10 protein-coding genes and 1 tRNA gene are annotated in these 11,033 nt (G+C 67.5%); 5 read left to right on the top strand and 6 right to left on the bottom strand.

Going from position 1 to position 11,033, the window contains the following annotated elements; translation table 11 throughout:
• A partial coding sequence (locus tag ABNS06_RS14480; protein WP_348675304.1) for a DUF58 domain-containing protein occupies positions 1 to 963 on the top strand: 963 nt, incomplete at its 5' end.
• On the top strand, positions 960 to 2,906 hold the full coding sequence (locus tag ABNS06_RS14475; RefSeq protein ID WP_348675303.1) for a DUF3488 and transglutaminase-like domain-containing protein: 1,947 nt from the start codon (positions 960 to 962) through the stop codon (positions 2,904 to 2,906). The genes ABNS06_RS14480 and ABNS06_RS14475, both read left to right, overlap by 4 nt.
• Here ABNS06_RS14475 and ABNS06_RS14470 read toward each other — a convergent pair.
• From ABNS06_RS14470 to ABNS06_RS14450, 5 genes are read right to left on the bottom strand one after another with little or no spacing between them, the layout of a single operon-like run.
• Positions 2,843 to 4,723 carry a M14 family zinc carboxypeptidase gene (locus tag ABNS06_RS14470; protein WP_348675302.1) on the bottom strand — a complete coding sequence of 627 codons (1,881 nt, stop codon included), beginning with the start codon at positions 4,721 to 4,723 and terminating at the stop codon, positions 2,843 to 2,845. The genes ABNS06_RS14475 and ABNS06_RS14470 overlap by 64 nt on opposite strands.
• The gene (locus ABNS06_RS14465; RefSeq protein ID WP_348675301.1) at positions 4,708 to 5,784 is read right to left on the bottom strand and encodes a hypothetical protein; all 1,077 of its coding nucleotides are present in this window, start codon (positions 5,782 to 5,784) and stop codon (positions 4,708 to 4,710) included. The genes ABNS06_RS14470 and ABNS06_RS14465 overlap by 16 nt, the downstream gene beginning before the upstream one ends.
• Positions 5,781 to 7,043, bottom strand: a complete 1,263-nt coding sequence (locus tag ABNS06_RS14460; protein ID WP_348675300.1) for an MFS transporter — start codon at positions 7,041 to 7,043, stop codon at positions 5,781 to 5,783. Before ABNS06_RS14460 ends, ABNS06_RS14465 begins: the two co-directional genes overlap by 4 nt.
• On the bottom strand, positions 7,031 to 8,308 hold the full coding sequence (locus ABNS06_RS14455; RefSeq protein ID WP_348675299.1) for a hypothetical protein: 1,278 nt from the start codon (positions 8,306 to 8,308) through the stop codon (positions 7,031 to 7,033). Before ABNS06_RS14455 ends, ABNS06_RS14460 begins: the two co-directional genes overlap by 13 nt.
• Positions 8,305 to 9,039 (bottom strand): sulfite exporter TauE/SafE family protein, encoded by a 735-nt coding sequence (locus tag ABNS06_RS14450; RefSeq protein WP_348675298.1) that lies wholly within the window; start codon positions 9,037 to 9,039, stop codon positions 8,305 to 8,307. Before ABNS06_RS14450 ends, ABNS06_RS14455 begins: the two co-directional genes overlap by 4 nt.
• 89 nt (positions 9,040 to 9,128) lie before the next feature.
• On the opposite strand from ABNS06_RS14450, the gene ABNS06_RS14445 reads away from it, so the two are divergent.
• Positions 9,129 to 9,213 (top strand) — tRNA-Leu (locus ABNS06_RS14445).
• A 303-nt stretch (positions 9,214 to 9,516) separates the two neighbouring features.
• Positions 9,517 to 9,894: an RNA polymerase-binding protein DksA gene (dksA, locus tag ABNS06_RS14440; protein WP_348675305.1), complete on the top strand. Its 378-nt coding sequence runs from the start codon at positions 9,517 to 9,519 to the stop codon at positions 9,892 to 9,894.
• Between the two features lie 67 nt (positions 9,895 to 9,961).
• Here dksA and ABNS06_RS14435 read toward each other — a convergent pair whose 3' ends face one another.
• Positions 9,962 to 10,543, bottom strand: coding sequence for an outer membrane beta-barrel protein (locus tag ABNS06_RS14435; RefSeq protein WP_348675297.1), 582 nt, complete (start codon positions 10,541 to 10,543; stop codon positions 9,962 to 9,964).
• A 146-nt stretch (positions 10,544 to 10,689) separates the two neighbouring features.
• Between ABNS06_RS14435 and ABNS06_RS14430 the strand changes: the two genes are divergently transcribed.
• The coding region (locus ABNS06_RS14430; protein ID WP_348675296.1) for a hypothetical protein at positions 10,690 to 11,033 on the top strand (344 nt) is incomplete at its 3' end.

The raw sequence follows: 11,033 nt of genomic DNA, 5'->3' as shown, positions 1-11,033 counted from the left end.
CTACGCAGCATCAACGCGCGTATCGAACGCTGGGTGCTGGCCCGCGTCCGGCGACTGCCCGGACCCGTCGCGATCCGCCGACAACGAATCTACATTCTGCCCACCCGCCAGGGCACGGTGTTCGCGGTCATGACCTTCGCGCTGCTGCTGGGGTCGATGAACTATTCCAACAGCTTGGGCTTCGCGCTGACTTTCCTGCTCGCCGGACTGGGTCTGGTCACCATGCATCACACTCACGGCAACCTCGTGAATCTGCAGGTGGCCGCACGCGGCAGCGTGCCGGTATTCGCGGGCGAGACGCTGCGTTTCTCGGTCGGGCTGATCAACCCGAGCCGGCGTGACCGGCACGTGATCACCCTGACCCTGCAACAGGGCGACTGGGGCGACCACTGGGCGGACGTGCCCGCGGAAAGCGAAGTGACGACGGGACTGGACGTGAAGACGACGCGCCGGGGCCGCGTCCCCGCGCCGCGCTTCGCGGTATCGTCGCGTTTTCCCCTCGGTCTGTTCTACGCCTGGACCTGGATCGAGTTGGACCAGAGCGGCATCGCCTATCCCAGTCCCGCGGGCATCACCCTGCCCGATGCGCTGGACGGTGACGAAGGCGCCGAAACGATGGCTTCGCAGCCCGGCAGCGACGATTTCGCCGGCGTGCGCGACTACCACCGCGGCGACTCGCTGAGCTCCATCCACTGGAAGGTCAGCGCCCGCAGCGGTGAACTGGTGGTCAAGCAGTTCGCGCAGGCGCGGAGCAACGAGATCGTGCTGAATTTCGACCGGCTCACCGACCCGGACCCGGAGCGGCGTCTGTCACAGCTCGCCCGCTGGGTGCTGGACGCCGCCGAACGCGGTCTGAGCTGGTCGCTGGTACTGCCCGACCAGCAGATTCCCGCGGATACCGGAGCGGAGCACTGCGCCCGCTGCCTCACCGCGCTCGCCCTGTTCGCGCCAACCCGGACATGATGCCGCCGGTCTCCCAGCGCTGCCTGCCTCGCCTGCTCGTCGTGCTCGCGATCGTGATCCTGCCGCATGCCCGCAATCTGCCGTTGTGGATCCCCGCATTCGCACTGGGCATGATGCTCTGGCGCCTTGGGGTCGCACGGCGTGGCTGGCGCATGCCCGGCATGCTGATTCGCGGCGGACTGGCCGCGATGGCCTTCGCGGCCGTGCTGGCCACGTTCGGCTCCATCAACGGCCAGACCCCCGGCGCCGCGCTGCTGGTCCTGATGGCCGCGCTCAAGCTCACCGAAACACGCACGCTGCGGGACTACACGATCCTCGCGTTTCTCGGGTATTTCCTGCTCGGTACTCATTTCCTGTTCGACCAGAGCATCCCGATGATCCTGTTCCTGCTGGTCTGCGGGGTGCTGATCACCGCGGTGCTGGTGGACATCAATCATCCGGACGGCAGCCTGTCCACCCGGACCAGCCTGCGCACCGGCGCGATCCTGATCGCCCAGGCGCTGCCGCTGATGCTGGTGCTCTTCGTGCTCTTTCCGCGCATCCCCGGCCCGTTGTGGGGTCTGCCGTCGGACTCCGGCGCGAACGCGGTCACCGGGCTCGGCGAGAACATGTCGCCAGGAGACATCTCCCAGCTGTCCCGATCCGACGAAGTGGCGTTTCGCGTCCGCTTCGACGGCCCGGTACCGCCACGGCACCAGCGCTACTGGCGTGGCCCCGTGCTGTGGACCTTCGACGGGCGCACCTGGGAACCGGGATTCCGGTCGGGCAGCCTGCAGGCCGGGACGCTGACCGACGCGGAACAGACCGTCCGCTACGAGGTGACGCTGGAAGCCCATCGTCATCACTGGATGCTTGCGCTGGACATGCCCGTCAGCACCCCACCGGATGCGCGCATGACGCCCAACCGGCAACTCGTCGCGCGCAAGCCCATCCGAGAGCGCATGCTCTACTCGGTGGAATCCGCGCTGGACTACAAGCTCGACCCGGCGCTGGAAGGCTGGCCACGCCGACTCGCCTTGCGTCTGCCGGTCGAGGGCAACGAGCGGACACGCGAGCTCGCGGCCCGCTGGCGAAACGAGGAGACGGACGACCGCGCGCTGGTCGATCGCGCCCTGCGCATGTTCCGCGAACAGCCCTTCGTCTACACCTTGCGGCCGCCTCTGCTCGGCGAGAACAGCGTCGATCAGTTCCTGTTCAGCACCCGCCGAGGCTTCTGCGAACACTACGCCAGTGCCTTCGCCGTGCTGATGCGCGCGGCCGGCGTGCCGGCGCGTGTAGTCGCCGGCTATCAGGGCGGTGAAATGAACGACAACGGGCAATACATGATCGTCCGCCAGTCCGATGCGCACGCCTGGGCCGAGGTCTGGCTCGAGGGCGCCGGCTGGACCCGCATCGACCCGACCGCCGCTGTCGCGCCCGATCGCGTGGAGGTTGGCCTGGGAGCCGCGCTACCCGCCGGCGAGCCGGTGCCGTTCCTGGCCCGTCGAACCGGGTCCGTCATCGAGGCCATGCGCCTGCGCTGGGATTCGATCAACGCGCAGTGGAACTACTGGGTCCTGGCCTACGGCCCCGAATTGCAGCGCTCAGTGCTGTCGCGGATCGGCCTGCCCGACTGGCGCAGCATGATCCTGGCACTGACCGGGCTGATCACCCTGATGCTGACCAGCCTGGGTGCCTGGCTGTTGTGGCAGTCACGCAGCGCTGCGACGGTGGACGACGCCCGCCGCATCTGGAACCGCGCGACCCGGCGGCTGAACCGGCTGGGGCTGGCGCCCCTGCCGCACGAAGGCCCGCGCGACTACTGCGAGCGAGCGGCCCGCCAGTCTCCCGACCTGGCGCTCAGGCTGCACGCCCTGGCCGACGCCTATATCGCGGTGCGCTACGCCGACAGCGCGGAACTGGACAGGCTGCGCGAGGCCGAAAGGAATTTGCGGCGCCGATGAACCCCCGTCAGGAGTAAAAGGCCCAGCCAGCCGGCCAACCCGACAACACCAAAGCCGCCCGAACCACCGCCGTCCCCACCGGCCACGGGCGTGGGCACCGCGAGCCCGTCACCGATCAGGCGGAAAGCGGGACTCGCCCCGCCCTGATCGGTGTCCCGGCCGTCCTCATCCTCGTAAGCCGACCAGGCGCCATTGGTCCAGGTCGCGACGGTGCTGGGATTGGCGTCCAGCCGCTGGCCCGACAGGTCCTGCGCGTCGATCACCAGATCCAGGCGGCTGGCCGTGGCCAGCTCCGAGCCGCTGGTGACGGACAGCGCGATGTTCAACGTGTCACCCGTGTAGCGGGTCGAGTCGGTCGAATCGGACCATTGCATCGCGCTGGCGGGCGGAGCGAATTCGAAGGCCTGCCCGTCAGCGTCCAGCCCGACGAAGCGAACATCCGGCAGCGGCGGCCCCGACTGCCCGCGATACTGCACCACCGTCGAGCCGGACAGGAGCCGCATCGGCCGATCGAACCGGATGCGCAGTTCCAGCTCACCCGTCGGCAGGCCGGATAAACGCGTCGACGTCTCGGCCCGGCCCTCCGCGCCCTCGGGCTGCCAGGCGCCGTCATAAACGATCGCGCCCGCGCCGCTGCGCAGCGTTGCCGCCAGCGCCACCGGTGGTCCGGACTGCCGGTACGCACCCAGCAGCAGCGCGTCGGTCAGCTCCTCCCGAACCCGAGCAATTTCCGCCTCCGGCAGGATGAAGCCGTCATGCGTCACCCCGATCGAACCGTAGTAGTCAGCATGCGATCCGTTCGGTCCCGGCTCGATCTCCAGCGTGTATGACGGCACCTGGTAGGTGTAGGCAAAGTACTCGTCCAGCGCGCCGATGCCGACGCCGGCCGGCGTCGGGTCGTAGTCGTACCCGCTGGTGGCCGCGCGGATGGTGTTGGCCAGCTCGCGGGCGATCGCATCGCGTCGCGTATTGCCGGTATCCGCGGCGAAGAACACGCGCGAGAAGGAATGGATGTCGACGAAAAATCGCAGTCGGTCGGCGTCGACCAGCTCGGCGGCGGCCTGAATCGCCTGCGTCTCCGGTTCGCTGGCCGGCCCCGCGCCGTGATAGACCAGTGACGCGCTGTTGCCACTGGACCGCGAACTCGTTGCCCAGAACGGATTGCTGTTCCGGTTCACGTCCACGCCCCGCATCCCGTCGCTCTCGGTCGTCAGATCGGTATCGACGCCGCGCATGTTCTTGCGGCGCATGCGACCGTCGCGCGGCCAGTTCGACGGGTCACCACTGAAGGTCGTCCTCAGCACCTGGGTCGGCGTGCGTTGCGTCTGCACAAACCCGTCCACGTTCAGCACCGGGACGATGGTGATCTCCACCTGATCGACCAGAAACTCGATGAAGCCGCCGTCCTCCGCGCCCGCCGCGAGCGCCTCCAGCACGGCGGTGGAGACTTCCGGACTCGCCCACTCCCGGGCGTGAATCCCGCCGTTGAACAGCACCACGCCTTCCGAGCCGCTGCCGTCGGCCAGCCGGGCGTCGGCGTCGCCGACCACATAAGCCCAGATGGGGCGGCCTTCCAGCGTCGTGCCGACACGCACCTCGCGGATGACGGGGCTGCCCGCCAGGTCACGGTGTCGGGCCTGCAGGCTGCTGTAGTCGCGGAAGCCGTCAACGGGTACGACGCTGCCCACCGGTTCGGGCACCGGGTAGCCCAGCGCGATCTCGTTGGACCCAGCATTGGATTCCACGTAGGTCTGAACCGTTGCGGCGGCCGGTCCCGCCACCACCGCGGCCAGCAGCGCAACTAGTCGCCAAGCCATGCCAGCACCTCCATGCTGAGCGGATCCGACGACGGCCGTTCACGGGCCCAGGCCCGCAGGAATGCCTGTTCATCCCGCTGGGCCAGCACGATCAGCATGCGGCGCAACAGGCGATCCGAGGTCGTCCGCGCATCGGCCGTCACCTGCCGCCGAATCCACGTCCGTCCGGCCACCGACCGGCTCAGGGCGTGCAGGGCATCCAGCCCCAGATGCGGATGCGCGACCCAGCGCCGCAACTCGCGCAGCGATGCATCGCCCGGCACGTCAGCTAGCGCCGCCAGCCAGGCCGGCGCGAGCTCGGCCCGGGCGTCCGCAGCCGCGGCGAGCTGGGCGAAGACGGCGCCATCACCCGTCGCCAACAGTTTCGTGAATGCCCGCACGCGCCGATGAGCGCTGGGCATCGCATCGGATCGGGATTCCATCTCCAACCACAGGCCGACACGCTCGACTGACGGCACCAGCGCCGCCCAGCGCAACGCCCAGGCCGCCGGCACCGGAACATCGCCTGGCCTGAGCGCCAGCAGCGCATCCAGCGTGGCGTCATCCAGGCGTGCCAGGGTCTCGGCGGTCAACATCACGTTGTCGGGCCAGACGCCCGCACGCACCGCATCACCCAGTTTTCTGACGGACTCGCGCGCGGCCCAGGTGCGCAGCGTCGCCCGTGCCGCGTGGGCCGCGGGAAACGCCGGAACCTGCACACCGCGACCGGCGTCGGGCAACGTTTCGGTGGCCAACACCGACCACTGCGCGACGCTGTTCAGCCAGCGGCGTCCCGATTCGCGCATCGGCGCCTCAACCAGCCCGCGGGCCAGCCGGTAGGCCGCCAGTTCCTGCGCCGCATCGGCTGGCGCGGATGCAGTCGGAAAACGAGCGACCTGCTCGTAAACGGCATCCCAGGATCGAGCCTGGACCAGGCGATCAATCAACTCGATTTCAGGCGCGGCGTGCAGCGCACGACTCTGCTGCGCCGTCAGCGACGCGCCGGCGGTCAGCACCGGCGCCAGGCAGAGCACCAGCGCCACGGCCGATCGACCCAAGCGTTGCCCCACTGTCTGTGTCATCTCGCCTCCTCCGGCCCGCGCACGCGAGCCAGACACACCATACCGCCGATGAACAGCACCAGGATGGACAGGATCGACAGACGGGAACTGCCGGTCACCACCGCGGACACCCCGACCAATACCGGCCCGAGCACGGCCGCGAACTTGCCCATCATGTTGTAGAAGCCGAAGAACTCGCCCGCGTGCTGCGCCGGAATCAACAGGGAAAAGTACGAGCGCGACAGCGCCTGCACCGCGCCCTGGACCAGGCCGATCACCGCCGCCATGACGTAGAACTGCATCTCGTTCTGCAGGAAGTAACCCCACAACGTCACGCCCACGTAGACGATGATGCCGACGAACAGCGCCTGCCGCGTGCCCACCCGATCCGCCAGACGAGCCATCACCAGCGTGGCGGGAAAGCCGACGAACTGGGTGATGACCAGCGCCTGAATCAGCGCGCTGGACTCGAAGCCGAGCTTGGCGCCGTAGTCCACGGCCATTCGCGCGATGGTGTGGACACCGTCGATGTACAACCAGTAGGCGATCAGGAAGGTCCAGACCTGGGGATAGCTGCGAACCCGGCGCAAGGTCCGGACCAATTCCCGCATGCCGGCGGAGGCGGCGGCCATCAGCGGCACGGACGCGGTGGGCTTCGGCTCATGCACACGTCGGAACAGCGGCACCGAAAAGACAATCCACCACACGGCCACGGAAGCGAAGGCGACACGCACGGCGGCGGTCGCGTCGGGCAAGCCGAACCAGTCCGGATGCAGCGTCATCAGCACATGCAGCACCAGCAGCAGACCTCCGCCCAGATAACCCAGCGCATAGCCCAGCGCGGATACCCGGTGCCGCGACTGCGGCGGACAGACATGGACGATCAGCGCGTCGTAGAACGAGATACCCAGCGCGAATCCCACCTGGGCGACGACGAACGCGGTCATCGCCCACCCCCAGGCTCCGGGGCCAATCCAGCAAAGCGCCGCCGTGCCGACCACGCCCAGCGCGGTCATCACCGCCAGCATCGATTTCTTCAGACCACCCTGATCGGCGACGGCGCCGAGCGCGGGCGACAGGAGCGCAACGATCAGACTGGCGATGGAGCTGCCGATGCCCAGCCAGAACGTGCTTTGCTGGCCGGTTAGCGATTCACCCCAGTAGCGGGCGAAGAACACCGGAAAGAATGCGACCAGCACCGAGGTCGCGAAGGCCGAATTGGCCCAGTCGTAAAGCGCCCAGGCCCAGACGCCACGTGCGGGACGGACTACGGTGTCCATTGCAGGATGCGCGCCGGCGCGGCCGGTGCCTCGTCACCGAGCAGTTCACCGCCGGCTCGCAGCGACGGCCAGTGCGAGTTGGCCACGAACAGGAAGCGGTCACCGGCCCAGGTTCCCAGCGTCGGATCGGCGAATTCGGGCAGCGCCGCGAGGCGCACGGTCACATCGACAACCCGCGTGGCCGCCGCGTCGATCGCGATCTCGATGACGCGAACCGGCTGCATGCCGTTCTGGATGGCGAGCAGGCGGCCATTGCCCAGCACCAGGCCATCGATGCCCAGCAAGGCCGTGCCTGGCGGAACCCGCAGCGGCTGCACCCGCCCATCCGCCAGCGAGACCCGGAGCAGGCCCAGCGCGTAGTCGGCCACCAGCAGCGTGTCCTCATCCCACTGCACCAGCCCTTGCGGAGACGCCAGCACTCCGGCGGGAATCCACACCTCGAACCGGTCATCGCGCAGACGCCAGAGCTCGCCGGTCACCGCGTCGGAGACGACGACCTCGCCGCTGGACAGCAGCACCAGATCGCCGAAGGCGTGGTCGCCAGTGTCGACATCGAACCGCGAACGCAACGCGCCGGTGTCCGGATCGATGGCCAGCAACGCGGCATGCCCTTGCTCTCCATCACCCAGGTCGGGCGTTTCGTTCAGGGCCGAGGTCACCGCCCACAACAGGCGCCGCCGCGAATCCAGCGCCAGACCCTGCACGCTCCAGAGCTCGGCATCGGGCATCCAGTCGGTCAGCCGCCCCTGTTCGACCCGGCGAATGCCCCGGTCGCGCACGAAGCTGACGAACAGCGCCTCTCCATCGACGTCCCAGGCCACGCCCTCCGGCACCCCGCCCGGAATCGGCAACTCGGCGGCGAGCGATGCATCGCCGACGGAATCCAGATGACCGGCCAGCGCGTCGAGCCGCGGCATGATGCCGGGCAACGCCCGGAGTGCCTCGGCATCCGGCCTTGCTCGCAGATCAACCCCGAACCCCATGCGATCGAGCACGTCCAGCGCGGCGCGGGCGTTCTCCGCGTCACCGGTTCTCGCCGCGGCATCGGCCAGCGCGAGCCACAACCCCGGATACTGCGGTCGCTTGTCCACCGCCCAGTCCAGCAGCAACCGGGCCTCACGCCAGCGCTCGTCACGGATCATCCGGCTGGCGTCCCGGGTCAGGCGCCGCCCTTCTTCCAGATTCTGCATCCAGACGGGCGGCTCGGCATGAGCGATCGAGGCGACAGCCGCACTCAGCGCCAGTGCCGAGAGCACCGCCTTCACGCGAAGACCAGGCCCAGCCCGGCGGCCAGCAGCACGAGCTGCACCGCGATCGCGAATCCGTGTTCGGATGCGTGGTGATGAAGCCAGTCTCCGGCCCACAGGCCGACCGGCACCAGCAGCAGCAGCCAGCCGGCGCGCAATGCCATGTCGGCCGTCCAGAAACCACCCAGCAGGTAGGCCACCGACAGCCCGAGGTTCAAGGTGAACCAGATCGTCATCAGACTCGCACGAAAGGTGCTGCGGGAGATCCGGACACGGCTCAGCGCATGCACGAGCAAGGGGCCGCCCGAGGCGTAGAGGCCCTGGACCACTCCGGCCAGCAGCACCCAGAACTTCGCCGGCTGCGCGGAACCGTCGGCACGGCCACCGGCACGACCGGACAATCGGATCAGTTCCCGACTCGCGAGGATGACGACCAGCACGCCGAACGCACGCTTGAGCACGTCACCGGACAGCACGAACGCAAGAGCCAGACCTCCGGCGAAACCCACGGCCATCACCGGCAGGATGCGACGCAGCAGCAGATCCCAGTCGATATCCGCCCGGTTGCGGGCGGCAACCCACGCCGACATCGGCAAATTGAGCGCCACGACGATGGGCAACCACGCCTTGATCGGCAGGAACAGGGCGCCGAGCGTGACCGCCACGACGTTGAAACCGAAGCCCGTCATGGTCTGGATGATCAGGCCGGCCAGCACGATTACCGCGAGTGTCGCGTCCAATCCGCTCACTGCACTGCCTGCGTCGCCGGGAACCCCATGCTGCCGATCCTAACCGAAGACCACCACGGCGGGATGTGATGTAAGATACGCGGCCCGCTGGGCCAGTGGCGGAACTGGTAGACGCGCAGCACTCAAAATGCTGTTCCTTCGGGAGTGTGAGTTCGATTCTCACCTGGCCCACCATCCCGGGATTTCACCGCCCCGATCGCCGTCGTCCATGGCGCAGGCCACGATCCTGCCGCTCACCCCTTTCGACGACCGGCTTTAGCAGAACGTCATAGACCTGTCACGCGTTTTGATATACCGTCTCGCGCCCGTCGCGTCATTCGAACGGCTCGGGGCCGTTGAACGGGCGCGGTTTGTGTGACTTTACAGTGGGTTAGAAAATTCATGGCCAACGCAAAGAAGAAAACCGCCCCGCGGGCAGACGCGGCTGCTCCCAAAAGCGCCAACGATGATCTGCTCACCGAGGAGCAGATTCGCGCCATGTCCGAAGACGAGTACATGAACGAGGCGCAGCTGGCCTTTTTCAAGCAGCGCCTGCTGGAACAGCGCGGTGAAGTCCTTGCCCGCGAACGGGAGATCCGGGAACGCCTGAACCATCGCGAATCGGCCGCCGACCCGGTGGATCGCGCCGCGACCGAAGAGGAGCGCTGGCTGGATCTGCGCCTGCGGGATCGTGAGAGCAAGCTGCTGCGCAAGATCGAGTCGGCGCTGGAGAGCATCCGCAACAAGGAATACGGCTATTGCGAACAGACCGGCGAGCCGATCGGCATCCCGCGTCTGCTGGCCCGGCCGACCGCCACTCTTTGCATCGATGCCAAGGACACGTCCGAGCAGATCCAGGCGCAGTATCGCGACTGATCGCGCACGACACGCAACAAAAAAGCGGGCTTGAAGCCCGCTTTTTTGTTGGCGCCAAGGGCCTTGTTCAGTCGTCGTTGCCGAACAGCACCTTCAGACCCAGGTTGTAACCGTCCACGCGATCATCGTCGCCGCGGTAATAGACCATGAAACCGCCGCTGAGCGAGATCAGCTTGGAACCTTCGTCGTTGAAGATGCGCAGCGGGTAGAGATTGAGGTTCAGACCATAGGCGCGATCGCCTTCCTCGTCGGTCCCCTCGAACTCGACCTGGCCGTATCCCAGCGGCACTTCCAGTTGCAGGAAATCGGTCAGGTAGGCACTGGGCACCAGATAAACGCCCAGGTAGCTCTCCAGCGCGACCTGCGGCGGGCTGGTCGTCAGATCGGTGTCGTCCCCTTCGAAACCGTACTGAACCTCCAGCGCGAGGTTCTCGTTGATCGCGAGCCCCCCACGCAACCGGATCATCGAGGATTCAGCCTCCCCGCGCACGGTCTGCGGCGTCGCCGGATCCCCGTCCGCGCCGATATTCTCGATCGAGACGATATCCAGCTCGGCCAGATCCGCCCCGAAATAGAAATGCAGATCCTCGATGGCGGATGCCGTCCCCGTTGCCAGCAGGCCTGCTGTCAACACCAAAAACTTCTTCATCGGTCTCCCCCAATGATGCCTGTCCAAAATAGGCCACTGCATCGCGATCTGCTGTAATTTATGCCGCAATGCGCACGCCTTCCATGAGTGTCGATCATCGCCCATTCCGGGCTCTGTTTCTACCCCGGCCGCGGGAGCCACGCGCCGTGACCACGCGTCGCTGGCGCGGATCGCGAGCTGGAATCCTGGCGCTGAGCGGACTCGCCTTCCTGCTTCCGCTCTCGGCCGCCGCCACGGTCCATACCCAGCAGGTCGACACGATCCGGACGGTTCGTTTCAGCCCCGAGTCGGACACCAGGGCTCAGCGGGCCATGCAACCCTTCTACGGCATGCCGCTGACACCGATGGTGCGCCGGACCGCAAGGCAGCGCTTGATGGCGGTGCTGGCCTCCGAGCAGGGCGAGTGGACGGTGGACACGAGCGGCGCGCTGGACGAGAACGGCGTCTGGGTCGTCGCACTGGCGCCCCCGGCCGCATCCGCCCTGCCGCG

The sequence above is a fragment of the uncultured Abyssibacter sp. genome (assembly GCF_964000955.1).
Classification (GTDB): Bacteria; Pseudomonadota; Gammaproteobacteria; order Nevskiales; family OUC007; genus Abyssibacter.
This window is presented reverse-complemented; position numbering and strand designations above follow the sequence as displayed.